The sequence below is a fragment of the Olivibacter ginsenosidimutans genome (assembly GCF_039542865.1).
Taxonomy (GTDB): Bacteria; Bacteroidota; Bacteroidia; order Sphingobacteriales; family Sphingobacteriaceae; genus Olivibacter; species Olivibacter ginsenosidimutans.
Map to the genome: position 1 here is coordinate 61,098 of NZ_BAABIQ010000040.1, position 26,276 is coordinate 87,373.

A 26,276-nucleotide genomic window follows, 5' to 3' on the forward strand; every position below is an offset into this window, starting at 1 on the left:
AAAATGATTCAGTTAAAGAAAATAAGACTAGGATTAGCTCTTTTGGGGACACTGCTCGTTGCAGGGTGTGAGCTAGACAAATTTCCACTAAACGGGCCCGAAGCAGGTGCCTTCCCTCAAACAGAAGACGAAGCAACCATGGGATTATTAGGTGCTTATAAAGGGCTGACGCTATTAGACGCCGCCAGCACACCTATTTTACATGTGATGGATAATATTACCGATATTGGTTATGCTCGTCCGGGGAACAATTACACCTCTCCTATAACCAGTTCATTGACAACAGACAACGCTTTAGCCACCAAGCCATGGGGCGTACATTATAAAACTATTGCCCGTTGCCACACGGTATTGGATAAGCTGGAAGACATCAAAGCAACCATGCCAGAAGCAGCCTATAATCAACTGGATGCCGAATTACGGGTTATTCGTGCTTACTGCTATTCGCAATTGATCGAACTCTATGGCGATGTTCCACTCGTATTGCACACACTCGGTCTACATGATAGTGATGTACCCCGCACTCCTAAAGCGGAAATACAACAGTGGATCATTGATGAAATGACAGCAGTAGCCGATAATTTGCCCGTTTCACAGCCGCAATACGGTAATGTACGCGTTGGAAGCGTAGTAGCCTATATGCTCAAGGCACGCGTGGCGCTATACAGTGAGCAATACGAGGTGGCTGCAGAAGCTGCTGCAAAAGCGATCGAGTTGTCACAGGGTGTCTTCGATCTAACGCCTTTTGATGCAACAATGGCCTATGCCAACCAAACGCATGAAGCTGGCGAACCATCAAGCGCCAATATTTTTGGTTATGATGGCTATGCCAACAGCAAAGAATGGATCTGGATTGCGGAATACAACCAAAACATCAGCGGAAACACGCATAACCAGGGATATTATATGGCCTCCCGTTTAGGCAAAGGTGTTTGCTACTGGGGACCGACACAAAACTTCATTGATTCTTTCCAAGCTATTGACGGACTGCCTATAGACCAGTCTCCTTTATACGATGTCAGCAATCCCTTCGCCAATCGTGATCCTCGACTTGATCTCTACTGCGCTCGCCCGCACGCCCGTTTAATGGGAATACAATTCGAACCCAACACCAGCTTTGGTAAAGTCAACAACTACTGGCCTATCATTAAAGGTGAAAGCGATAAGCCTGCGCAGGTGGCCAATGCCGACGCCACCAATGCCTATCGCTCTTTCAGCGGTTACCTGTGGCGTAAGCATACCGATCTTAAGGATTACGATCTCAATTCCGTTAATGGCGTATCCGACCTCGACGTTGGTATTTTCCGTTATGCCGAATTGCTACTTATCTACGCCGAGGCAAAAATTGAAGCGGGAGATATGGATGCTTCGGTGTATGACGTCATTAATAAAATCCGTAATCGTGCTGGTATGCCTAATCTTAAGCCTAGTCTATCACAGTCCGAGTTGCGCACAGCCCTACGCTATGAACGTAAAGTGGAGTTATGCAACGATGGTTTACGCTGGTACGATTTACGCCGCTGGAATATTGCTCCTCAAGTTATGAATGGCTATCTGTATTTAAACCGGGCAGCTAATCCATGGACGAAAAACGTATTGGTGCGGATTGACGAAAATTACTCACCCATCTACGATCAAAGCGAAGCCACCAAGTATTTCGGCACACAAGAAGTCGTTTATAAAGAAAATAAGGACGAATTATGGCCCGTACCTCAAGCAGAACGTGATGCCAATAAAAATTTAACCCAAAATCCGGGATATTAATAACAATCAAGAGTGTCTAAAAATAAACTTTAGACACTTGATAAAACATTCACAACCATTAAACAAATCTCCTATGAAATTCTTTAAGCCTATTCTAGGATTACTTTTGATCATCCTATGTTCGAACCACAAAGCGTTTTCACAAAGTAATTATCAAAAACCCAAATTGGACCATAAAGATTCCTGGTCGCTCGTAATGATCCCCGACATACAGAATTATGTAAAATGGAATAGAAATCAACCTATTTTGGATCTCATGATGGCCTGGATTGAAGACCATATCGATACATTACATGTTAAAATGGTGGTATGCACCGGTGATCTGGTTGAACATAACGATATCATCAACAGAGGAAATGACGGCGATCAATCGGCACAACACCAATGGGAAGCTGCTGCTCGTGCCTTTTCCAAGTTAGATGGTAAAGTACCCTACATTACAGCAGCTGGAAATCATGATTATAGTATTGACCGGGAGGGACATCGGACATCGCGTTTTAATGAATTTTTTAAAATCGACAAGAATTGGATGAACCAAAAGGTCATTGTCCAGAACCATTACAATGAAGCTGGCGAACCTTCTCTGGATAATTCGGCGTATGAGCTCCGATCACTGAATGGAAGAGATTACTTATTCATTACAACCGAGTTTGCCCCTAGAGATACGGTCGTAACATGGGCTAAAAAAATTGCCGACATGGAGCAGTATAAGCATCACCGCATTGTACTGCTAACTCATGCCTATTTGAATGCCAAAGACGAACGGACTACAGGTGAACAAAAATGGTTTATCTATGAGCCTTATGTGATTAATAATAGTTACCAAAAGTCTGCCCGTATCACGCTGCCCTATGCCAATAATGGACAACAGCTGTGGGAAAAATTGGTACAGCCAGCAGCTAACATTGAATTAGTTTTATGTGGCCATATCTCAGGGGAAGGTTACCGCACCGATAAGAACGCTGTCGGAAAATCTGTTCATCAACTGCTGTTTGACGCGCAGTCTGTGGGCGGCGGCCACAGGGATGGAAATGGAGGAGATGGCTGGCTTAGGATATTGGAATTCTATCCAGATAATAAGACTGTAAAAGTGAAAACCTTCTCTCCCTTCTTCGCCGCATCACCTACTACGCAAGCTTTCGCCTGGAAAAAAGATGCACGGAATGAATTTACATTTGAATTTGATAAATAGATGTTAGATATGAGATGTTACGTGTGAGACATAGCGGTACTAAATTTAATACGATATTTATTTTTGTTAAATTTTATTTATTTTTATTTTTGTTTGTTTTATTTTGTTACATTTATCTCCATATAAGCCATTAATGAAACAATAAAGCAAAAAGTAACTAACGGAGAGCTTCACCATTAAAACGCCATTAGAAAAATGAAATCAATATCTTTTAGTGTATCTGTATTTATTTCCAATGGATGCGATAGTAGCCTAACAAAAAGCCTGTTGCTTGGAGAGAAAGCATTGAATATAAGTTAATTAATGCATAAGAAACCAAACAAAATCCAAGCTAACGAAGAAGAATACATGGGATTATCACTAAAACCGGAAAAAAGAAGGTGGTTTATCATTTTGATATTGTTTGCTGCCATTGTGTTCAATTACATCGATAGGCAATTATTATCCATACTAAAGCCAACGATCAAAGAAGAGTTTCAGATTGGTGATGACGGTTATGCTTTTATACTTAATATTTTTACGGTATGTTATGCGTTGATGTATCCACTTACTGGTTGGCTCACTGATCGCTTCGGTGCACGAAAGCTCATGTTCCTTGGTGTAGTCACTTGGTCTATCGCCTGCATTGGCGGTGGTATCTCTAAAACCATCGGACACTTTAGATTTTTCAGGGGCATGCTAGGTATGGCCGAACCCACTGTTTTCCCTTCCCAATTACGGGTAATAACCGTATGGTTTCCTGGAAAATTACGCGCTACTGCCAATAGTCTTTGTGTAGCAGGAAGCTCTATTGGTGCGATCATCGCTCCTCCATTTGTGGTATGGCTAACCGTGGCTTATAGTTGGCATATGGCTTTTATTGTTTCTGGAGCAATTGGCCTCGTCATTGCCGCATTGTGGTGGTTTATCTATCGGGATCCGCCAGCCATCATTGCGCAAGAGGCTGCAGCGTCTGCCGAGTCCTCCTTAACCGAAAGCTTTAAGTGGAAGGAACTTTGGTCTACCCAAAGTCTTTGGGGGATTCTAATAATTCGTTTTGTTAGCGACCCCGTTTGGTATTTTTGTTTATTCTGGCTACCGGGATACCTTCAAGAACAGTCAGGCCTATCCCTTACCCAATTGGGGCTAGTCGGTTGGATACCTTTTTTAGCGGCCGACTTAGGAGGAGTAGGTACTTCAGCATGGTCTGATGGGCTCGTAAGGCGCGGTTATAACCCCCTATATTCCAGAAAATTGATGCTCAGCATGGTGGCCATATTTGCGCCTTTATGTGCCTTAACACCCTATTTACCTAATGTTGCTGTAACACTTGTGATCTTTAGCTTGGTTGCAGCTGTATGCATTAGTTGGTTATTCACCATCAGTGTGGTCATAGCCGAAACCTTTCCGGTGAATAATGTAGCCAGTGTATTGGGGATTGCTGGTGGCTTCGGAGCAGTTGGGGCGATTATTTTCAATTATTTCGTCGGACAATACATTGGAACAATTGGAACAGAAAAAGTATTTCTGGCCATGGCTTTTTTACATCCAATTGCCGTATTGATTTTATGGACAATGATTCGGCCAGAAAAACCTAAACGAAACGTGGATAAAATGGTATTAAAACATTAATGATTAAAGATATGCAACCATCATGATTTATTCATTCCCCTGAAAACAAAACAAAAATGAAAAATCTGATAGCTTCATCACCATTGAAAAAAATTTATACAGATGAAAATAAAAAATAATCAAATTTTAGAGCCTGAAAAAACACTTCCCATTCGCATGGAGGCAGATATTTTAGTAGTTGGTGGCGGTCCGTCTGGAATTATTGCGGCACAAGCCGCTGCTGAAGACGGATTAAAGGTAGCGCTCATCGATAGCCGTAGCTTTCTGGGCGGGAATATGACGATCGGCCTTCCGATATTGGGTTTTTTAGGGCAAAAGGGTAATCAGATTATTAAAGGTCTGCCTCAGCAATTTATCGATCGGCTGGCTGCCAAGGGTGGAGCGAGCGAACATCGCCCTTGCCCGCTTCACATGAGCATCACGCTAGTGGAACCTGAAGCCGTAAAAAATGCTGCATTCGAGATCTTGCAAGAAAGCAATGTCGAGGTATTATTATATACCTTCTTTTCGGATGTAATTTTGGATGGCAATGCGCTCAAAGGCGTAATCGTAGAAAGCAAAGCCGGCCGGGAAGCTATCTTGGCCAAAACAATCATTGACTGTAGTGGCGATGCCGATGTAGCCTATCGCGCAGGTGTTCCCTGCGAACAAGGTAACGAAGTTGGCGGCACACAACCTCCTACACTTATGTTCTGCCTTGGTAATGTGGATACCGAAAAATTAAGAACGAGCATAGCGGAAGAACCGAGAACGTATTTAACCGACTTTATCCCTGCGGAGTACTTTGGTCAAAACAATCAGTTCATCGTAGTAGGTCTCAGAAGCTTGATGCAAAAAGCCCGTCAGGAAGGATTCAGTTTGCCCGTTGAGCGAACCATTCTGATTACAGGATTAAGAAAAGGCGAAGTGTGGGTCAATATGACGCGCATAAACGGTGTAGATGGTACAAACCCCAGTAGTTTATCTTATGGGGAAATGGAGGGTCGCAAACAAATCACAGATATTCAGGAATACCTCATTCAATATGTTCCAGGATTTGAAAAGGCCTATTTTGTAAAAATGGCTCCCTTTCTAGGCATTAGAGAAACACGAAGAATTATCGGACAATATGTAATGACCAAGGAAGACATTTTAGCTTGCAGGTATTTTGAAGACGCCATTGCCGTAGCAAGTTATCCGCTCGACATACACCATCCGGAAGGTGGGGATTGCACCCTGCAATGGTGTGGCGACTGTTATGATATTCCCTACCGTTCACTTATTCCCCAAAAAATCAATAATCTCCTCGTAGCGGGACGTAGCATTTCCACAACGCATGAAGCCATGTCGGCTATACGGGTGATGGCTCCCTGTATGGCTATGGGTGAAGCGGCAGGAAGAGCAGCAAAAATAGCCATACGAAATGGCCTTACTCCCGCTACGCTTGATGTGCACCAATTACAGGAAGAATTATTAGCAAAAGGAGCTTTCCTCCGACTGGAACGATCGACTTCTTTAGCTTAAAGATAAACGATATGGCAACAACGAATAGCACGACGAGACGCAAATTTATTTACAGTATGGGGATAGCAGCAGCTCCCTTGCTGATGCAGTCGTTTAAGCCCTTCTCCTCCCGAAAACATGCTGACCCTAATATTCACCATATTTTGACCTGCAATATACGGGTGGCACTTCCTGAAGATGACGAGAAAGGTGTTGGATGGAATTCCCGAAGAGCGATTTGCATAGACATTATCCGAGCGCACCATCCCGACATTATCGGTTTTCAGGAAGTTATAAAACCGCAAATGGATGATTTAAAGAAGGCCTTTCCCGATTTTATAGCTTTTGGTTTTGAAGGACCGGAGATGGATGCACATCCTGTGGGTTATCACGGTATTGCAAAAAATCCCATTTTATTTTCCAAAGAACGCTATGAAATGCTAGCAGCAGGCGAATACTGGCTTTCTGACACACCATTACAAGCGGGAAGTATTTCCTGGAATTCAGCTCGTGCACGCCACGCCAATTGGGTGCGTCTGCGCGACAAAAAATCTGGAAAAGATTTTCGATTGATCAACCTGCATTTAGACCATATCAGCCAGGATGCCCGTGAAAACCAAATCAAGGTTGTTATGAATGAATCAAATCAATATGCTCCAGATTATCCGCAAGTACTAACAGGCGATTTTAATTCCAGTGCGGCAAATGCGGTATACGGCATTATAAAAGAAAATCATTGGCAAGATTCTTATACCGTACTTCACGGCGATGCAGAACCCGGTTATACGGTACACCTATTTCAAGGAGCGCATTATGCTAAGAAAGAAAAGGGGAAAAAGATTGATTTTATCTTTTATCGCGGAAATATTCAAACAACGGCGGCTACAATTATTAAAGATAACAAAAATGGTCGTTATCCAAGCGATCACTATTTTGTATCAGCAGCACTCGTTATATAAAGACACCAAAAATCCTAAATTAACATGATAAAAACTCAAAATAGTTCACCTTTCGCCAATAAAATTGGATTACCGGCAAGCTTAAGCTGGGGATATCTTGGCATATTGATTTTCATGATGGGTGACGGCGTAGAACAAGGCTGGTTAAGTCCTTATCTGCTATCCAACGGCATGAGCATCGAACAATCAGCCGCCTTATTCACTGTTTATGGTATTACCATTGCCATTTCTTCCTGGTTTTCTGGTGTATTAGCCGAAACGTATGGCCCACGCAAAGCCATGTTTACAGGTTTATTACTCTATATTATAGGCACCATTGGCTTCGTCGGATTTGGTATGTCCCATCTCAACTACCCGATCATGTTGATCACCTATGCTTTACGGGGTTTTGGTTATCCGCTATTTGCTTATTCCTTTTTGGTTTGGATCACTTACCGAACACCGCAGCATATGCTTGGACGGGCAGTTGGCTGGTTTTGGTTTGTATTTACAGGTGGCTTAAATGTTTTGGGAGCATATTATTCCAGTTGGGCTATTGAACGCCTAGGTTATCAAGATACGCTATGGAGTTCCTTATTCTGGGTTTCTTTAGGTGCTCTCTTCGCACTTTTACTCAATAAAGATCGTTTTGAACAGCAAGCTAATCTAGCTACTGACTCCAAAACGGCAGAACTATTGAAGGGCCTAACGATTATCAAAGAAGAGCCAAAAGTTCTCCTAGGTGGGATTGTACGGATCATTAATACCACCGCACAGTTTGCATTTCCGGTATTTCTACCCATCTACATGGCACAGTTTGATATTTCTACCAAAGAGTGGCTTCAAATCTGGGGAACTATCTTCACAGCCAATATTCTTTTCAATTTACTCTTTGGTTTCATCGGTGATCGCCTAGGTTGGCGAACAACCATTATTTGGTTCGGCGGAGTAGGCTGTGGCATAACTACACTCCTATTTTTTTACAGCCCTAATTGGTTTGGGGGAGATTATTGGACAGTGATGCTAAGCGGCACCCTTTGGGGAGCATTACTGGCCGGTTATGTGCCCCTTTCGGCCTTAGTACCATCGCTTGTAAAAAAAGATAAGGGCGCTGCCATGGCCATCTTGAATTTAGGGGCCGGATTACCAGTATTTATCGGTCCGGCACTAGTTGGTCTATTTATCGGACTCATTGGCGATGAAGGTGTAATATGGGTCTTAGCGATATTATATTTTATCAGTGCATTGCTAACGAGCTTTATTACTTTACCAAAAGAAAGCGAATCAAGTGATAAGTTGTAAGTTTTACGTATGACAGCATACGCTTTCACAGCTAGCGGCATAGCGGTTAAGGGACTTATAACGCCTGCCTGCGGTAGGCAGGCACTACTGCTTATGACTTAAAACTATTACCTACTAGCTCCAACAATCAAAGGAATAACAAATAACGAATAACGAACAACAATATATGAAAATTTTAATTACAGCACCTTATTATGAAAAAGCGCAGCACGAATTAGCGGCCCTTTTCGGAGAGGTTATTTATCGGGAATGGAAAACAAAAGGAAGTGCTTATACCGAAGCAGAACTCTTAAAATTATTACAAGAGATTCAACCAGATGCTTATATTACTGAACATGATGAGGTTACCGAAAAAGTAATCAATAGCTATCCACAACTGAAGTTTATAGGCGTTTGTCGAGGCACGCCGTCTAACGTTGCCGTAAATGCGGCTACGCAGCTCGGTATTCCGGTGTTTAATACCCCTGCCCGAAATGCACAAGCCGTTGCCGAAATGTTTGTGGCCAATCTCATTACCTTTATGCGCAATACCCTTGCCGGTATGAAATGGTTAGCCGATGAGAAATGGGAAGCTGGTGCACATACCTCTTATCTGCAATTTAAAGGAAATGAGGTAGCCGGTAAAAAAATCGGTATGGTTGGATTTGGTGCAGTAGGCCAAACGACCGCTAAGTTATTGGAACATTTTCCGGCAACTATTTTTTATTACGATCCTTATTTTACCTCAGAAAACCCTAATTTCATCAAGGTTTCGTTAGAAGAGCTTTTTAGCACCTGTGATGTAGTGGCTATTCATCTTCCTGTTACCGAACAAACGAAAGGTATGATCGACAAAACGTATTTATCGCTAATGAAACCAGATGCTATTTTTGTAAATACTTCGCGAGCGGTAGTCGTTAATCGCCTGGATTTACTTGTTGCCTTAGAGGAAAAGAAAATAAAGGGGGCTATTTTAGATGTCTTTGATCAGGAACCACCAGATGCGATCGATTACCAAATCATTCATCACGAAAATGTATTGGCTACCCCACATATTGCAGGAGCCACTCATGAAGTGGAAGATCATCATGCCGATATTATGAATGCAAGCTTAAAAAGTTTCTTCAAAGACGGAAAAAAAGCGATTAAACAATTGGTCAATAAAGAAATCCTTGAAACGAATTTATCTTAAATAAGTCATGAGTCAGCAAGAAAAAGAAGCCTATCTCATCGTTGATATTGGTACAGGAAATGCACGTGTAGCAGCTGTTTTACCTGATGGCACCATTTTAAGTCTAAAAAGACAGAATGTGCTTTATGAAACCGATCATGATTATCCCGATGCGCTGTCATTTGATCCGGAAAAACTTTGGAAACAGATTCTCGAAATGAGTCGTGAGGTACTCTTGGCTGTCGATAAATCTATTAAAATTGCAGCCATTACCGCCACTAGTCAACGAGAAGGGATTGTCGTAATAGATGCAGCAGGTAAAGCACTCATCGGCATGTCTAACCATGATAATCGGGGAAGGGAATGGGAACATTTGATTCAAGACAAATCAGCGATGTATCAAGTAGTTGGTCGCTATCCCACGGCGCTATTTTCGGCATTAAAACTGGTCGGGTTTCGGGAACGAAAACAGCATCTTTGGCCCTCAGCACACCGCTTTACAAGCATCAGCGATTGGATAACCTTTAAATTTTCCGATCAATTCGTCTACGAACACTCCCAAGCATCCGAAACCTTATTGTATGATGTACAAAAGGGTACATGGAATCCAGCATACTGTGCCTTATTTGGCTTATCGCCCAACTTGTTGCCCCCATTAAAAACCGCTGGCACTGTATTAGGCCCTGTCCTGCCAGCGTTAGCCGAAAAGTTGGCCATCAGTCCAAAGGCACTGGTTATCACCGGTGGTTCAGACACCCAGGTTGCTATTAAAAGCGTAGCACCGACGCTAGAAGACGTTATTATCGTCTCTGGAACAACAACCCCCGTTATACAAGTGGTTGATCAGTATTTACTCGATGAACACGAACGTACATGGACCGGTAGACATGTCGACAAAAATGCTTTTGTACTCGAGGCCAATGCCGGAGTAACAGGTTTAAACTATCAGCGCCTAAAGGAAATCTTCTATCCAAAGGAAAGCTATGATACTATTGAGGAAGAACTGAATACGGTTCCTCATCAGCAGTGTATTGCTTCTTTAGGCTCTTTGGTAGCGAATGAAAAATCACCTTTAACCAAAGGCGGTTTTATATTCAATGCTCCTGTTTCCCATCAGCTCACCCGCGGTGATTTTGTATGGGCGATTCTTTGGGATATTGCCTGTAGCATTTATGAAAACTATAAAACACTATGTGCAGTTGCTCCACACCACAAAAACTACCTGTTGGCCTGCGGTGGCGGCGTGCAAAGCCGTGCTTTAAGGCAATTTTTAGCCAATCTTTTAGATAAAAAAATCATTATTCGAGATACATACCGACAATCATCGGTCATCGGTGCCGCCTTTATTTGTAACGATGCATTAGGTAAAACTACTCCTATTCCCCATACTTTAGAGACGACTGTTCCGAAAGACCGCAGTCACTACCTTAAACTGTATCAAGAATGGCAAACTGTAAGACAAACCTTTAAACAAGTATCATGAATACATACGTTATTGGCATCGATGTAGGTACACAAGGCGTTCGGGTAGCACTCATTCAGGCAAATGGTACAGTAGCGGCCAGTGCCTCCCGAACCTTTCCATTGACGGCCAAATCCAGGGAAGAGCAATCACCCCTTATTTGGTGGGATCATACCTTGCTGGCGCTTCAAGAAATTAGAAAAAAGACAAAAAATACCATAAAAGCAACGGAAATCAAAGCTATTGCCACAACGTCTACATCCGGAACGGTAATTCCTATTGACCGATCAAACGAACCTCTTCATCATGCGTTGATGTATAGTGACAAGCGTTCCGTAGAAGAAGGAACCTATTGCCGCATGTTGGCTAAACAGTATCAACCCAAAGGTTTCACCGCATTTAGTGCTTCCTGCGGATTACCGAAGATCTTGTGGTTTACCAAACACTTTCCTGAAAAATCAGCTGCTGTTCACCGTTGGATTCACGCAGCAGATTTTATCACCGGCAGGCTTAGTGGTCAATATCACATAACTGATTATACCAATGCACTCAAAACAGGCTATGATGTAAGCCACCATCAATGGCCAACTTATGTAACCGAACAACTCGTACCTGTACATTGGTTACAGAAGGTCGTACCTTCAGGAACAGTCATCGGCACCCTACAGCCCACCCTGGCACAGCAACTCGACCTACCAAATTTAGCAGTTGTTGTTGGCTTAACCGATGGATGCGCATCGCAAATGGCTTCTGGAGCAATCTGCCCGGGCGATTGGAATACCACCATAGGTACGACCATGGTCATTAAGGGGGTAACCAAAACACCTATCATCGATCCAACAGATAGTATCTATTCGCATCGACACCCTGAAGGTTTCTGGATGCCGGGTGGTGCCAGTAATACGGGCGCCGACTGGGTAAGCACCGATTTTAATGCATCAGACTTGGCTGCCTTAAATCAGCAAGCCGAGCGATTAATACCATCACCTTATCTTGCCTGGCCACTTAAACAACAAGGAGAACGCTTCCCATTTGTATCGCCCCAGGCCCGTGGATTTGCTCCCGAAAAGCTTTCCAAGGAAGCCCTTTATACAGCGAATATGGAAGGAGTTGCTTATATTGAACGTTACGCTTACGAAATCATCGAAAAATTAGCGGGAGAGCCGGTAAATGCCGTATTTACCGCTGGTGGTGGAAGCAATAGCGACGCTTGGTTACGCATCCGTAGTAGCGTGCTCAATAAGCCTATTTACAAATGCCGGGAATCTTCAGGTGTTTTGGGCGCAGCAATTTGTGCCGCTTCTAAAACTATTTTCAATTCGGTTACTGAGGCGGTTGAACAGATGACCCATCGAGAAAAGGAAATTTACCCCGAAGCAACCTTAATCGATACGTATGAAGAAAATTATCGTCAATTTATTCAACTGTTAATCAACAAACAATACCTTGCAATATGATGACTGTATATCTTTTACGCCATGGCGAAACGCCCTATAATGCTGATGGAAACCGCTATTGCGGAACGACAGATGTCGCACTGACCGAAAAAGGCATTGCACAAGCAAAAGCAATCGGACAGCGCTTACAGCCTATATCTTTTGATGCTATATATGCTTCACCCCTACAAAGAGCATACAATACCGCTGCGCTCGCTTGTCATGAACACTTACCCGTAACCAAAGACGAGCGACTAACGGAGCTGGATTTTGGCACTTGGGAAGGAAAGACCCGTGAGGAATTTATAGCCGAAAACCCTAGCTTGTGGGAGCAATGGGATAGTGCTCCGGAAAAATACCGTGCGGGGGGTACCGGTAATACAGCAGCCGAAATTGTAAGTCGCGTTGATGAATTTTTTATGGAAAAAGTACAACAATATAGTCAGGGCACCTTATTGGTAGTAGCACATAATACGGTAAACCGATTGTATTTAGCCTATAAATTAGGTATGCCTCTGCGGAATTATCGGCGAATTGTTCAAGAAAATTCGGCCATCACCTCGTTTACACTTAGTAGTCAAGGAGAACTTACGCTCCATCAACTGAATGCACGTTAACATGGTTATACGCTCATACCAGATCCCTTATAACTTTCTATCGCTTATAACGTAACTTAAAACTAACAACGCACAACTATAAAGACGCTCGCTTAAATAGATAAAAGGGTACCTCGATATGGCTTTTCGAATTTTCCAGAATTAGATTTGCCGCAGTAGTGCCCATTTTTTCAAAATCCGTTGAAATGGTGGTAATGCCATCCAAAATAAAGCGCTTTACGCGGGTTTCATTATACGATATGACACCTACCTGAGTGCCTATCTTGAGCTTCATGGAAATAATTCGATCCAGTAGGATAACCAGATCATCTTCCATCAAATTAATGTACACCTCACCTTCTTTGATGGGTTCCTTTGCAATATCACTAACCAACAAATGATCAAAGGCATATTGTTGACAAAAGCGATAAAAACCTTTAATAATTTCTCTCGGAAAGTAACTTTTATCCGGAAAAATCAACTTTAAGGTATGGTATTTTGCCAACTCTTCTCGCGCTTCTTCTAAGGCATGGTAAATATCGCCTTCAAAATTTTCATATACCGCAGCATAATCCCCCCCTACACCTGGTACCTTTTTATCCAAAAGCACCAGTTTTTCCTTCGGAAGCTGATTAATGACCTCCGCTGCTTTTTCCCGTTCTTCCACAAAATGCGGAATGATGACATAATGCGTATACTCCTGTTTCTGATTTTGGATAAGCTTTTTAAACAGGTTAAAATCGTTGTTATAAATGTAAAAATCAACCGCTGCATCAGTGCCCAAGGTCTTTATAAAAGCATCATATACAATTTTCTTGTGCGCGCTCAATTTATTAAATAGCAGCATGATGCTTCTTTTTTGCCGAAAGTCTGTACGGCTGACATAATAACCTTTACCGGGTACTGAATCAATTACGCCTAATTTCTTTAAATGCCGATAACCTTTTTCTGCGGTGTCTCGCGATACCTCCAGCACGAAGCTCAACTCGTTAATTGAAGGGAGCATTGCATCTTTTTCTATTTTCCCTTCCTTTATGGCATTCAATACTGCACTGGTTAGCTGCAGATATTTTGGCGTTACTGAAAATTCGTCAATCTTAATGTGATCAAAAAATGGATCGTACTTCATGGATAGGCTATAAAAAGCTAAAGATAGCGATTTTTACTGAATTATGCGAACACCTTTTGGCGCTTTATATTCGGTTTTTATCTGTCCATTAGCCAATTTGGTATGCTTTACCCACAATACACCCTTTGGTGTTGGAAACGTCCCTTCTACCACTTTCAAATCACCCAAGTGCGGTTTTAGCTGAATTGCTGCACAACCTGGAGCCGCTACTTGTATACCCAATACATGTTCGGTAAGCCAAGCCGTTGGTCCGGATGCCCAACCATGACATAGGCTATGCCTGAAACCTTCATAACAGTAGGCGCCATAATCGCCATGGATATCTTGTTTACCCGGCGGCACCAGCTCATCAATCCGAGCGGCATTGGGTAGCCAATCCATATTAAAGTCTTCCCAAAAGGTCGTTGCACCTAAATCGAGCATCGCTCCCCAATACGTCTTAATGATGTTTAAAGCCTGTTGATAATCTCCTGCTTTAGCCATAGCTTGTAGCATATAGTACCCATAAAAGGTAGAAAAGTCTTTCGCACCGCCTACATTTAAAATTTCATGAGCAGCTTTTTCGGCAGGCATCAATTCGGCCAACGACAATAAAGCCGCTGCTTGTTTAGATCCATGGGGGTCGGGTATATTTTTTTTCAACCGTGCAATAGCATCTGTACACAGGGCCGCGGTTGCCTGATCGTTTAATACCGTTGATAATTCTTTTCCTTTTTGGAAAGCGAGCACCATCATGGCCTGCAAACCAGCATGTACAGCGGGTGCATTCTCACTCGAAGGCCAATCTAAAAATCGCGTTCCATCTAAATGTTCACTGTTTTTTTCATCGATCTTCGTGGCCAATAATTTCAGTAGATCGGCTAAATAAGGACCCTGCTTCTTCAGGTATGCCAAGTCTCCATGATGTTGATACCAGTCGCGCTGGATAATAATCCACCACATTGAATAAGCACTGATGCCATTCATCCAACCCGGTAATGGTGTAATTTCTTTGGCCAGATCCAAGCTCTTAGGTACGACTTCGTTATAGCCAAATACCGTGTTAATCGTCGATACTTCCGGATGCATGTCGCCTACCCATACTAGTCGATCGCGTTTAATGCCATCCCACAAATATTCCTGCATATTTAAATGTACCGTATAGGCACCAGTTTCCCAGATTTTATTCAGTCGTTCATCATTACTTTTAAATGAACCAAGATAAGGAATGTCGCGATAGGTAAAAATCGCACGCACTTCTTTCAACTGTAATGCCGCACTATCCTCTTCGAGTGTAATGCGTAAAAACCGAAACCCCGTTTCGCCTAATTGGATTTTTCCCAGCCATGGCAGCAATGTCTGAAAATCGCGTATGGCGTGATCATTGGTTGCACCCTTTTCACCAACAACACTCATCGCCTCACTGGCCGACTCGCCAAAAGTCAACCGCACATGCAGCGGCTTGTTTCCCGCCCACATGCCCGTAACTAATTCTACACCTCCGTGAAGTTCACGTCCAAAATCCAGCAGAATACTGGCCTTTTTTCCATCACCGGAATTTTGTAAGATACATTTGTAACGGTTTGCTAAATCCGCCTGACCAATACCTGGTTTTAATAATACTTCTTGATCGCTTACGTTTCCTTCGGTATATAAAATGCGCTGAGGTGCAATAAAATTCCGGGTTAATGGACTAGTTAACGAATCTTCTGTGAAAATTGCCGGTTTATGATTTACAAACTGGCTAAAACCACAAGTACAACTACAAAGGAGGAGAAGGAGTATACTTATTTTCTTCATTAGGTATATAATGTTTGTATGCTGACGGCACAAGATAAGACTCTTCGTTTAACCATGCATCATGCACTATGCTGATTTATTCATTTTGAAAGATCTCCGGATATTTACGGATAAAATAAACCGGCGTACAACTCCAGGCATGGCAATAGCTGTTGACGGGATAAAAATTGTAGGGCGATTTGTATTCATCGGTTGGATCATAAACCTCCCAAAAGGTATCTGCTCCCATATCGACCATCTGTCCCCAATACTGGAGCATGATCTCTTTAGCCTCTTTGCCCATTCCACTTTGGATCATCGCTTGTAAGAGATAATGATACAGATATGGCCCACCTGGTTTTAAGGCTGTTGCATCCTGTTCTAAGGTATGGATCAACGATGGTGCATCCTTACGCGAAACCACACCGCTTAATACCATCCATAGCTGCGAAGCGTAAGAAACCTGCTTTGCTGGTCCGCTCACAAACAGTTGTTTTTGTTGATCAAAGAAATATTTTCGGGATGCCTGTTCCATTTTCTGGATCATGTTTGGTAAGCCGGAAAGTTCTTTTTCCTTACCTAAATGTTTAGCCAACTGGTAAGCTTGCTTTAACGCAAAGATAGCCAGCCCCTGTATAGCCACCGCTTTATGTAAGCCATCTTTCCAATCGATAAAAATCCATAGTTCCTTGTTTGCCCGATCATAATCGAGGCGCCCATCCGGCTGTAAGTATCGTGTTACTAGGTCTATTTGCCGTTTAACAACTGGCCACAGATCCAATGCTGTACCCGTGTCTCCTGTATTTTCGGCATAATCTTTTAACGCCACACCGAACAGCAAAGCGTAATCTAACAATTGCTGTCCTTCTTGTGGATGTGGTTTCGGACGTTCAAAAACGGTTCCGTGTAGATAACCTTCCTTATTCGCTAGAGCTGCCAGCAAATACAGGCAACGCCTGGTTAACTGGTGGTTTTTATAGGAAACATCGTTTGCCAAAGCCTCTAGGTATAAATCACCAATCCATAGCCGTCGATCCCGTTTAGGTCCATCTTCATATACCGTTTGCATACATTCGCTTAATGTTTGCAGCCCCACGCGATCAATTGCTTTTATCCGTTCAGAAGTTTTAGATGCCAAAGCAGCCACCGCGGTAGAAGCTGAGCTTGTGGCTTTAATCTGAATGGAATCGAACGTAAAATCGTAAGCAATCGAGGGACTTAACAATTCGACTTTCACATAACGAAAGGCTAGACGGCGTGGTATCGTTATTTGAGCAGGAAGTTCACTAACCGTTACAATTTCATCTTGCAACCAAGCTCGGCTTAAGCCCCCAGGATAGGGGTCGAAGGGAACAGCTACTTCTGAGGGCACCTCGCCAAAGGTCAATTTTAGACGTAAAGGTGCATCCGGTGTCGTGTGTAATGGACGTAACGAAAACGAGACATATCCGGTAACATGTGTGCCAAAATCGATGATTACACCAGACTGTTCTTTAAAGCCCTGGCTAATAAACTGGTCAATGGACGCTGCAGGATCCATCCGCCAATTTTGGAAAGCATCGTTGTCTTTTACTAATTTCCCTAAACGTACTGGTTTTACTATTGTTTCTGTTAATACGGGTTTATTTGCCTCCGCTTTGGCTAACCATTGCTCGCGTTGTGCTGCATAATAGTCTACCGTATCGTTAAGGTTCTTCAAATGCAAGCGGTCTTGTATACCGGGAACACCCTTCTCGCTTTTCGCAAAGCTAGAAGGGTGTTCACCAAACAACAGCATCGTCCCTAGCATTACCACTACTGCCTTTTGTATGCTCATCCTAATCTTATTTACCAATCAATGTCCATTTTTTAATGCGATTACTGTGGGTTCTGTTCTAGATTATCTAAGTTAATTTCCCGTTGAGGAATTGGCAGCAAAAGCCTATTGTTGGTTACCTGATAGGCGTTTGTCGGTATCGTCAGTGAGCCATCTTTTTCTCTTGCTCCATGGGCATTCATGATTTCCACCGCTTTCCCCGTCCGCAACAAGTCATACCAACGATGATTCTCAAATGCTAACTCTACCCTTCTTTCTTGGAAAACCGCTTCCCTAAAACGGTCCTGACCATTGATATCCCGAGCTTCCAACGGTTTCAAACCAGCTCTTTCCCGAATGTTATTCACTAAATTGAAAGCCTCTCCATTTGCTGCAAATCCTTTCTCATTTAAACATTCTGCCAACATCAACAGCACATCAGCATAACGCAGCACTGGAAAATTCACATCTGTTTGGCCTGGTTCAACAAAACCAAAGTTATACTTTTTAACATAAGGAACGGCAACAAAAGTCCCGCTGCTATTGGTAAATCCTTCTGCGAGGGAAGACGCTTTACGTTTATCTCCCTCTTCATAAGCATCAATCATATCCTGCGTTGGAATATTCCAACCGGCACTACCCCCCAAATTCGTATTGGGATCCTGTGTTACTACGCTACCCGACGTATAGGGTGCAAACTGGTACATAAAATTACTGGATAAGGATGGTTGGGAACCCAAGTATTGAATTTCAAAGATTGACTCTGCGCCATTTTTCTTTTCCGGTGAAAAATTATCCGCATAATTGGTCACTAAGGAATATCCCATGGTAGATACTTTTCTCAACTGATCGATGGCCTCATCATATTTTTTAAGTGTTAGGTACACTTTGGCCAATAGGGTTCGTGCCGCACCTTCCGTAACACGTCCTTTTTCTGCCGAGCTGATAGTCGCGTTCGATAAATTATCTGCGGCAGATGATAAGTCGCTAACAATTTGGTTATATACCTCTTCCACAGGTGCCCTACCTTTAGACAGCGCACTATCCGGCGATTCAACAGGAGCCAATCTCAAAGGCACTCCACCATACTGTCTAACCAGGTTAAAATAATGAAAAGCTCGAAGAAATAACACTTCACCCCGATATTGCGCACGCTTCTCATCCGTCATCTCCACTTCATCCAACCGTGCTAAAACATCATTTGTACGGGTAATGCCTTGGTAGGAAAGTTGCCAAAATTGTCTAATAGGCTCTGCACTCGCATCTACTAAAAACTGATCAATAAACTCCCGGGTTTCCAGTCCTCTATCTTGATTGTTATATTGAAATGTTGTATTGTCCGAGCGCATTTCACCGTATAACCACAGATGCAAACGACCTAAATCCTGCAAGATATTATATGCGCCATTGACGGCCTGTTCTACTTCCTCTTGGTTTTTATAAAAATTGTCTGAATTGGCTGTCGTTTCTGGGTCAATTGCTAAAAAATTTTTGCTGCAAGAACCCAATGTCAACACGGCCAAAAGGGTATATATAATCGATGTGCGATGTAAATTCTTCATGATATGTATCTTAAAAAGTCATGTTTAAACCAAAAGTAAATGTTCTAGGTAAAGGGTAGCTTGTCCAATCAAGCCCTGGAACTAAAGCGGTACTCAGGCCCCCTTCGTTGGCACGAGGTACCACTTCCGGATTACCTCCAGAATAACTGGTAAATGTTGCCAAATTCTGCACACTCGCATATAAACGAGTACTTTTTATCACGTGACTTTTTTTCAAAAAGCTTTCTGGTAGAGAATAGCCTAGGGTTAGATTCTGAATTCTTAAATAAGACCCATCTTCTACCCAGCTCGAATTTACATCACGGTAAATCACTCGTGCCCCATTGGTAGTTGGCGTCATCCCATCGCCGGGATTTTCTTCAGAGCGCCATCTATTCAGAACCGATCTATCGACGTTAAAAATCCCATCGATATTAAATAAATGTTGATTCGCCTGCTTTAAAATTTCATTTCCCTGAGATCCCACAACAACAACATTTAAATCGAAATGCTTATAGCTAAACGTGTTGGTCATACCATAGGTAAAATCGGGATGTGGATTACCAATGATAGCAAAGTCCTTTACTGGCTCGATAATGCCATTACCGTCAACATCCTTATATTTTACCGATCCTAAAACGGACGTAACATGTTTCGGCGAATTATCAAAATCTTCCTGCGTCATATAAATCCCTTCTTTGATATAGCCAAAGAACTGCCCAATAGGACCTCCAACTTTCGTAATATGGGTATAGTTCCCCTCTCCACTACGTCCGGTGTAAATTGGGTCATTGCGATCATTCAATTGAAGTACTTTGTTTCGATTAAATGCTATATTAAAGCTTGTATTCCATTTAAATGCGTTAACTAAATTTTGCGTATTCACAGAAAACTCTAAACCCCTGTTACGAATTTTACCTGAATTAATGGTCACATTACCAAAGCCAGAAGAATAAGGAATTTCTGCATCATATAACATACCGGTGGTAATACGGTTGTAGGCATCGATCGTTACATTAATTCGACTATTTAAGAAGCCCAAATCCAAACCGGCATCCCATTCCTTGGATTGTTCCCAAGTTAGCTCATTATTCTGTAAAGAAGTAGCAACTCTTCCTCCAGCGAGTTGTCCGCCTAAAGCATAATTGGCTGTCGAAATGTTTGATAAGTAGGTATAATTACCAATATTAAAATTACCGGAAAGACCATAACTAGCACGCAGTTTAGCATCGCTGATCCAAGAAATATTTTTCAGGAAATTCTCCTCCCCAATATGGTAGGCAACTGCTCCAGAGGGAAATGTACCATACTTATTATTTGCACCAAATCTCGAAGATCCGTCTCTTCTAACCGTACCGGTAAAAATCCACTTTTCTCCGAGTGAATAATTTACCCGTGCGAACATGGATAAAAGTGCCCATTCTTGCACATCTTGCCCCCATGATGGAATTAAAGAAGCTGCATTAATGGTTTCGATCAAATCATCTGGATAATTAGTGGCATTTAAATTAAGTCCATCTAACCGCTCCTTTTGCGCCGAATATCCCGCTATTGCATCAATATGATGCCCTGGAGCCAACTCTTTTTCGTATGTCAATAATACCTCAGACATCCAGTTCGTTGTAGAGGACTTACTGGTGGAAGAATTTGGCACATATGACTCGGGTGGAGCATTTATCCCGCCCACAAAGGATGGATTAAATGTAAAACCAGAGCCACTACTATAGTCGATATTAAAACTATACTTAGCTTTGAACCCTTCAAATAAATTCAATTCAGCAAAGGCTGATCCTAGGCCACGGAATAATTTTTGATTGGTTCCGCCAAACTCCAGTTTATTTAGTGGATTTGGTCCGGCATACATTCCAGGAGAGCTAATATAGGAGGTACGATTTCCGTTGGCATCGGTTACAGGTACAAGTGGACTGAGCCATAGGCTGCTTGTTAATACATCCGTAAAACCCGTTTCAAAATTATTAAGCTTTTGCGTAGAATATGTAGGCGCCAAAATCACGCCCACTTTCAACCGCTTACCCAAATCTGTCGAAACATTGGTCCGTACCGAAATACGGTCATAATCCGTATAGCGAAGCACTCCCTGTTGATTAAAATAGCCTAGCGAAAAAGCATACTGACTGTGATCGCCGCCTCCTATTACATTTGCGTTAACTTCGTTTTGTGGTGCGGTTCGTAAGATCTCATTATACCAATTGGTTCCCTCACCATATTGCTCCGGGTTTCTAAACTCAACGGGAATATCATCATCTGTAGCGACCAAGCCTCTTGAGGCAAAATTATCTTCAATGATTTCCTTTCTAAACTGCGCAAATTCCCGCGCATTTAACATCGTTGGTTTACCTTTTTCGGGAACCTGTTGTAGGCCGGTATACATCGTAACACCAACATTGGGTTGGCCAGATTTACCTTTTTTTGTCGTAATCACCACTACTCCATTGGAGCCGCGCGATCCATAAATTGCTGTTGATGACGCATCCTTAAGAATAGAAATAGATTCGATATCGTCAGGGTTAATAATCGCCAGAGGATTTGAAGTCCGGCCAGAAGAAGAAGTAAGTGGAAAACCGTCCACTACAAACAAGGGATCATCGCCGGCACCAATTGAGCCCGACCCCCTGATTTTAATTTGAGAGCCTCCTCCAGGAGTACCTGTAGGTGTACGTACTTGCACACCAGCGATTTGACCGCTCAGCTTTTGGTTAACACCAGAAACCGGCATATCTTTGATAGCGGTTTGAGATACTGTACCTACCGATCCCGTCAAGTCTTTCTTTTGTTGACTCCCGTAGCCAATGATGACTACTTCATCTAAGCCCTCGGCACTTGTTTCCAACAGCACATCAATTGTTGGTTCGTCTCCTACAGCCACTTCTTTGGTAGTGTATCCAACATTCCGAAAAACAAGTGTAGTGCCCTTTGCTGCGCTTATGGAATATGCGCCTTGTGCTGTTGTTGTAGTTCCTTCGCGTGTACCTTTGACCAGTACAGAAACTCCTGGAATGGGTCCACTAGCGTCTGACACCACGCCAGTAATTTGCTTTTTTTCCTGCGAAAATGCATAAACGGTAATAAAACAGAATAGAAGATTTAGCCATGTAGTCTTTAAGTAGTGCATAAAATGAATTTTCTTTGGTTAAAAAGTTAGCTCCTTATATAAGGCTTCCCAATTAACATAATACTTACTAGGAACTCATCCTGTACTATCCTGAAAACCATCCTGCACTGTTATGCTACCAACATATGGTATAGTTAATTTTTTCTATCTCTTCCATTGGTATCGATAATTAAATCGTCTATTTGGTGCCGTGTCTCCACGAGTACTCAACGAAATGATATCGTTTAAGTTCTCGGGGTTATCGCTCCATTTAAAATCAAATTGCAATTGCTTTGCCGTAAAGCCTACTAACCGTCTAGGAACAGCAATCTCCAAGGCATTATCCCGATAAGAAAACGGTAGATCGGCCTTGGGTTCCCAGATACCCTTTACGGAATTGTATTGCATTAAAGTAGTTGTATGTTCATCTTTCACTACCTTGTTTAGGATATAGTCGTACCCATTCCAACCCGTCTTGGAATCGCTATCAGCATCGATGAATAATAACATCCAATTGGGATCTTGATGGGAAGATAGTGCTTGGGCTGTTTGAGCATAGAAATAAATTGTTTGCCGATCGACAGCAACTTTAGCCGTAAGGATATCATTTCTTCCAGAGCTGTCTCGATAATACATGCCACCATAACCTTTATAGTCGCGGTGAAAAACATCCCCTTTGGTATCCCGGTATTCCACCGCAATCGCTTTCCAGTCATCAAAACGACCATCAATGACGATATGAGCTAAGCCTTTCGATGTAGGAATGGGCCGTACCCCTTTATAACGTCGGATATTTTGAGCCATTTGCATATAATAGTTATCCGTATAGCCACCTTTCATCGGTTGTATGGTACGATTAAATTCTGCGTTATATTGGTCAACAAAAAAATAAGGACTTTTGCGACGCATAAAATCAACTGTTTTCCCTTCTTTAGGCTGGTATTTTCCTGCTGTCCATTCATTCCAATCGTTGAGATACAAAAATTGTGGATCACTCTTAAGTGCTTCTTCCCAACGTTCCTGAAAATAAATTCCATAGCCTTCAGGACGATCAACCGTTTGATGTAACCAAGGCACATACGTCGGCTGGGGAAGATCGTATTGATTTAACACCGGCTCTCCTTTTGAACGCGACCAGGATTTACCAACCAAGCTAGAGGGATGCTGTGCGGGTGTGACAGCTGCTTCCTCTTTTTTCCCGTAGTGGGTTGACACCAAACTATCAGGAGGCATGGTGCGGACTTTTTCATTACCCAAATCGTAACCGAAACTCCAGTTATCTTCTGTACCCACAAAACGTTTTCCTGCCCATTCATAATAGCCCCACCACATATTACGCAAGGTAAAAAAAGCGTTGACCTCTTTGGTGTAATCCTTATAAAATTCTTCTGTATAATCTGGATTACCATAATGTGGATGATGGACATCTGTCTTTGCTGCTGCATCATAATGCGGATTTGGCTGTTGGGTTCCTTGCCCGTTAGCATCTATCTCTGGATTGGCGTTATACAACAATAAGGGTTTGCCATCCCAATAAAACCATAAATCGCTGAACCGTTTTGTTTTATAAATTCGGTCATATAGATCTTGTACAACGGTAATGACCGGTCCATTAAATGCCCAAAAGCAAAATTTCGGTACCTGATTACCTTCTGCCTTCATTTGTTGCATGGTGGTAAACAATACCTCCCATTCATCCCAATAACGTACCGCATTGGTTACATCCATAACCAGTACATCTACCCCCGCATCAGCAAGCATCGACATATCTTTGCGGATAACATAGGTATCTTTGCTTAGAAAATAGCCCATTTCAGGTTCTCCCCAATGATAAGATCCCTCCTTCCAAAGAGGGTGCTTGGCATTGAGGCGAGCAGTCGGATCCGACGTAAGCACCTTTGTTACATCAGCCGTATAAGGACCCTTTAAATCGGCTAGGTTATCGCTATGCCAAGTGATATAAAACATCCCTACCACCCGACGTTGATCTTTTTTTAGAGGTCCTACATCCATCATCCCCGGCATTTTACGGCCTAGCGCATCCGTGGCCACCCAAGTGTCGGGATAGATATCACGTATGGTATCTTCTTGTGCAAAACTTAACCCTGTTTGTAAGCAGCAAAAGCTCCATAACAACACGTATCGAAAATTTAGGTATTGACGCTTTTTTTCAATCATAAAAAACAGTTTATAATGAAGGAGTAGTCTGGTATACAAAATTAAAACGACCTCCGGGTGCAGTATCACCATTGACATAGAAGTCCATAATATTGCCGTTCTCCTGCATATTATCGTTCCATTTAAACTCAATAGCCACATTGTCTGGTGCTTTCAGTCCCAATGCATCAAGTTGAATAGCCAATTCCAGTTTATTGTTCTTTACGGCAAAGGGGGCCTCTGTTAGCGGCTCCCATTCCCAACGTCCTCCGATATTTCTTTCAACTATGGCTTTATTTCCTTTAGGATTCAACCGATTAATGAGGAGATCATAACCATTCCAACCGGTCGCTTTATTTCGATCGCTATCAATAAAGAGCAGCATCCAATTTCGGTCATTTTTATCTGTTAATTTATCTGCTGTTTCCACGAAGAAATACATATTACGATTATCCCGAGCCACTTTAGCGCCTACAATATCATTCCGCCCCGTATGATTAACGTAATACTGATTATACCTTCCGCGATGGTCACGACCTAAGGTATTTCCCTTATAATGTTTATAATAAGGTTTAACATCATCCCAATCATCCCACCGTCCCATACGTATGGTTTTTGAGCCAGAGGCTTGTTCAGGCGCATCCATTCCCTTAAATCTCCGCACATTATCAATCAGCTGCAAGTAATACACATCCCCTCGATCTCCCCATCCCTTATTGGGTTCAATATCACGGCTGTGTTCCCAATCAAACTGATCAACAAAAGAAAAGGGATCGCCTGTCCAACTATCTTTAGGCAGCCATTGACCTGCAGTAAATTCATTCCATCCGGTAACAAAAACCAATTCTGGGTTGAGCTCAAAAGCTCGATCCCATTGCTCCTGAAAATTCCATCCATACAGATAACCTTCAATACGCGGATCAAAGCCTTTCCGCCGACTAAAACTTCGGCCGAAGGTACCGGGAAGGTTAAATGCACTACAATGCCCTTGTGTTGAGGGACCAGCGTTCTGCGCAATACCCACTGTCACCTGTTCAACTGTTCCATTCGCATTTTTTACATAGCCATGCTGTGGATAATTCTCCAACCAACCCCATTGGTCATTTCTTGTCGGTCCATCTACATAATCAGGCTGTCCAGGACGAAACGTAAAATAGTTCGCAATCTCTTGGTCCTCCCTGCTATTGGTTAAATTATCCGGATAAGCCATGATGCAAGGCTTTCCTTTCCAGATAAACCATAAATTAGGATATTTATTTGCCTTATACACATCTTGATAAAGCTGTCTTAGGGAAACTAAGGCATTCGGAACCGGACCAAAAGGCAACATAAACGCAATTTTTGGCACCTTAACACCATCCCGTTCTGCCTGGTTCCACGTTTCCATTAACGCCTCATAAGACGCTTTCCACGTTAGGCTGCCATTGGTGCAATCGAAAAAAACAACATCAACTCCAGCATCAGCCAGCATTTCAGCATGTTTGCGTAATATCCAAGGATCGGTTGTTTGGTAATAACCGAACAGAGGCTGCTCCCAGTAAAAAAAACCAGGCTGTTTATCCCCCCAAGCAGGATGATGATAATCTTTCATTGCCTCTGGATACTGGCGTACAATTTCTGTGATATTCTTGATACCATAGGTCGTATCGTCATCACCTTGATGCCAAGTCCAGTAGAACATCGCAATATATTTATCTTTTTTCTTGGGGTGATCCGGCTGATAGCTGCTCACCTTTCTCCCAAGTGCATCTGTCGCGGCCCATTGATCGCTACTAATTCTCTCTTGTGCCAATAAGTGGATGCTCAATAACAAGAGCATCGCGGATAAACTAACTATTATTCTCTTCATTT

At 42.6% G+C, this 26,276-nt stretch carries 17 protein-coding genes; 10 read left to right on the top strand and 7 right to left on the bottom strand.

Going from position 1 to position 26,276, the window contains the following annotated elements; genetic code table 11:
• Positions 1 to 3: 3 nt before the first annotated feature.
• The 10 genes from ABD930_RS15245 to ABD930_RS15290 all read left to right on the top strand — a co-directional run bounded on the left by ABD930_RS15245 (position 4) and on the right by ABD930_RS15290 (position 12,954).
• Positions 4 to 1,764 carry a RagB/SusD family nutrient uptake outer membrane protein gene (locus ABD930_RS15245; RefSeq protein WP_345232607.1) on the top strand — a complete coding sequence of 587 codons (1,761 nt, stop codon included), beginning with the start codon at positions 4 to 6 and terminating at the stop codon, positions 1,762 to 1,764.
• A gap of 73 nt (positions 1,765 to 1,837) precedes the next feature.
• Positions 1,838 to 2,956: a metallophosphoesterase gene (locus tag ABD930_RS15250; protein ID WP_345232608.1), complete on the top strand. Its 1,119-nt coding sequence runs from the start codon at positions 1,838 to 1,840 to the stop codon at positions 2,954 to 2,956.
• 303 nt (positions 2,957 to 3,259) lie between these two features.
• Complete coding sequence (locus ABD930_RS15255) at positions 3,260 to 4,567, top strand: MFS transporter (protein ID WP_345232611.1); 1,308 nt, start codon at positions 3,260 to 3,262, stop codon at positions 4,565 to 4,567.
• Between the two features lie 102 nt (positions 4,568 to 4,669).
• Positions 4,670 to 6,070 (top strand): FAD-dependent oxidoreductase, encoded by a 1,401-nt coding sequence (locus ABD930_RS15260; RefSeq protein WP_345232613.1) that lies wholly within the window; start codon positions 4,670 to 4,672, stop codon positions 6,068 to 6,070.
• An 11-nt stretch (positions 6,071 to 6,081) separates the two neighbouring features.
• Positions 6,082 to 7,008 (top strand): endonuclease/exonuclease/phosphatase family protein, encoded by a 927-nt coding sequence (locus tag ABD930_RS15265; protein ID WP_345232615.1) that lies wholly within the window; start codon positions 6,082 to 6,084, stop codon positions 7,006 to 7,008.
• Between the two features lie 24 nt (positions 7,009 to 7,032).
• Positions 7,033 to 8,289: an MFS transporter gene (locus ABD930_RS15270; RefSeq protein WP_345232617.1), complete on the top strand. Its 1,257-nt coding sequence runs from the start codon at positions 7,033 to 7,035 to the stop codon at positions 8,287 to 8,289.
• A 166-nt stretch (positions 8,290 to 8,455) separates the two neighbouring features.
• Complete coding sequence (locus ABD930_RS15275; RefSeq protein ID WP_345232619.1) at positions 8,456 to 9,460, top strand: 2-hydroxyacid dehydrogenase; 1,005 nt, start codon at positions 8,456 to 8,458, stop codon at positions 9,458 to 9,460.
• Positions 9,461 to 9,467: 7 nt separating this feature from the next.
• Positions 9,468 to 10,922: an FGGY-family carbohydrate kinase gene (locus ABD930_RS15280; protein ID WP_345232621.1), complete on the top strand. Its 1,455-nt coding sequence runs from the start codon at positions 9,468 to 9,470 to the stop codon at positions 10,920 to 10,922.
• Positions 10,919 to 12,358, top strand: coding sequence for an FGGY-family carbohydrate kinase (locus ABD930_RS15285; protein WP_345232623.1), 1,440 nt, complete (start codon positions 10,919 to 10,921; stop codon positions 12,356 to 12,358). The genes ABD930_RS15280 and ABD930_RS15285 overlap by 4 nt, the downstream gene beginning before the upstream one ends.
• Positions 12,355 to 12,954 (top strand): histidine phosphatase family protein, encoded by a 600-nt coding sequence (locus ABD930_RS15290; RefSeq protein ID WP_345232625.1) that lies wholly within the window; start codon positions 12,355 to 12,357, stop codon positions 12,952 to 12,954. Before ABD930_RS15285 ends, ABD930_RS15290 begins: the two co-directional genes overlap by 4 nt.
• Before the next feature lie 76 nt (positions 12,955 to 13,030).
• Here ABD930_RS15290 and ABD930_RS15295 read toward each other — a convergent pair whose 3' ends face one another.
• From ABD930_RS15295 to ABD930_RS15325, 7 genes are all read right to left on the bottom strand, one after another.
• The gene (locus ABD930_RS15295; protein ID WP_345232628.1) at positions 13,031 to 14,062 is read right to left on the bottom strand and encodes a GntR family transcriptional regulator; all 1,032 of its coding nucleotides are present in this window, start codon (positions 14,060 to 14,062) and stop codon (positions 13,031 to 13,033) included.
• 33 nt (positions 14,063 to 14,095) lie between these two features.
• On the bottom strand, positions 14,096 to 15,841 hold the full coding sequence (locus tag ABD930_RS15300; RefSeq protein ID WP_345232630.1) for an alpha-L-rhamnosidase-related protein: 1,746 nt from the start codon (positions 15,839 to 15,841) through the stop codon (positions 14,096 to 14,098).
• Between the two features lie 76 nt (positions 15,842 to 15,917).
• Positions 15,918 to 17,636 carry an alpha-L-rhamnosidase-related protein gene (locus tag ABD930_RS15305; protein WP_345232632.1) on the bottom strand — a complete coding sequence of 573 codons (1,719 nt, stop codon included), beginning with the start codon at positions 17,634 to 17,636 and terminating at the stop codon, positions 15,918 to 15,920.
• Positions 17,637 to 17,677: 41 nt separating this feature from the next.
• Positions 17,678 to 19,177, bottom strand: a complete 1,500-nt coding sequence (locus tag ABD930_RS15310; protein ID WP_345232634.1) for a RagB/SusD family nutrient uptake outer membrane protein — start codon at positions 19,175 to 19,177, stop codon at positions 17,678 to 17,680.
• A 10-nt stretch (positions 19,178 to 19,187) separates the two neighbouring features.
• A complete protein-coding gene (locus ABD930_RS15315) occupies positions 19,188 to 22,289 on the bottom strand; it encodes a SusC/RagA family TonB-linked outer membrane protein (protein WP_345232636.1) in 3,102 nt (1,033 codons plus the stop codon).
• Positions 22,290 to 22,433: 144 nt separating this feature from the next.
• Positions 22,434 to 24,446, bottom strand: coding sequence for a hypothetical protein (locus ABD930_RS15320; protein ID WP_345232638.1), 2,013 nt, complete (start codon positions 24,444 to 24,446; stop codon positions 22,434 to 22,436).
• 10 nt (positions 24,447 to 24,456) lie between these two features.
• Entirely contained in the window at positions 24,457 to 26,274 is a 1,818-nt protein-coding gene (locus ABD930_RS15325; protein ID WP_345232640.1) for a hypothetical protein, read from the bottom strand.
• Between the last annotated feature and the right edge of the window lie 2 nt (positions 26,275 to 26,276).

Bases quoted from the DNA above. Each gene is read 5' to 3' on its own strand.
- ABD930_RS15290 (WP_345232625.1), top strand. From the start codon at position 12,355: ATGATGACTGTATATCTTTTACGCCATGGCGAAACGCCCTATAATGCT.
- ABD930_RS15270 (WP_345232617.1), top strand. From the start codon at position 7,033: ATGATAAAAACTCAAAATAGTTCACCTTTCGCCAATAAAATTGGATTA.
- ABD930_RS15245 (WP_345232607.1), top strand. From the start codon at position 4: ATGATTCAGTTAAAGAAAATAAGACTAGGATTAGCTCTTTTGGGGACA.
- ABD930_RS15300 (WP_345232630.1), bottom strand. From the start codon at position 15,841: ATGAAGAAAATAAGTATACTCCTTCTCCTCCTTTGTAGTTGTACTTGT.
- ABD930_RS15305 (WP_345232632.1), bottom strand. From the start codon at position 17,636: ATGAGCATACAAAAGGCAGTAGTGGTAATGCTAGGGACGATGCTGTTG.
- ABD930_RS15310 (WP_345232634.1), bottom strand. From the start codon at position 19,177: ATGAAGAATTTACATCGCACATCGATTATATATACCCTTTTGGCCGTG.
- ABD930_RS15315 (WP_345232636.1), bottom strand. From the start codon at position 22,289: ATGCACTACTTAAAGACTACATGGCTAAATCTTCTATTCTGTTTTATT.
- ABD930_RS15295 (WP_345232628.1), bottom strand. From the start codon at position 14,062: ATGAAGTACGATCCATTTTTTGATCACATTAAGATTGACGAATTTTCA.
- ABD930_RS15325 (WP_345232640.1), bottom strand. From the start codon at position 26,274: ATGAAGAGAATAATAGTTAGTTTATCCGCGATGCTCTTGTTATTGAGC.
- ABD930_RS15260 (WP_345232613.1), top strand. From the start codon at position 4,670: ATGAAAATAAAAAATAATCAAATTTTAGAGCCTGAAAAAACACTTCCC.
- ABD930_RS15280 (WP_345232621.1), top strand. From the start codon at position 9,468: ATGAGTCAGCAAGAAAAAGAAGCCTATCTCATCGTTGATATTGGTACA.
- ABD930_RS15250 (WP_345232608.1), top strand. From the start codon at position 1,838: ATGAAATTCTTTAAGCCTATTCTAGGATTACTTTTGATCATCCTATGT.
- ABD930_RS15285 (WP_345232623.1), top strand. From the start codon at position 10,919: ATGAATACATACGTTATTGGCATCGATGTAGGTACACAAGGCGTTCGG.
- ABD930_RS15255 (WP_345232611.1), top strand. From the start codon at position 3,260: ATGCATAAGAAACCAAACAAAATCCAAGCTAACGAAGAAGAATACATG.
- ABD930_RS15320 (WP_345232638.1), bottom strand. From the start codon at position 24,446: ATGATTGAAAAAAAGCGTCAATACCTAAATTTTCGATACGTGTTGTTA.
- ABD930_RS15265 (WP_345232615.1), top strand. From the start codon at position 6,082: ATGGCAACAACGAATAGCACGACGAGACGCAAATTTATTTACAGTATG.
- ABD930_RS15275 (WP_345232619.1), top strand. From the start codon at position 8,456: ATGAAAATTTTAATTACAGCACCTTATTATGAAAAAGCGCAGCACGAA.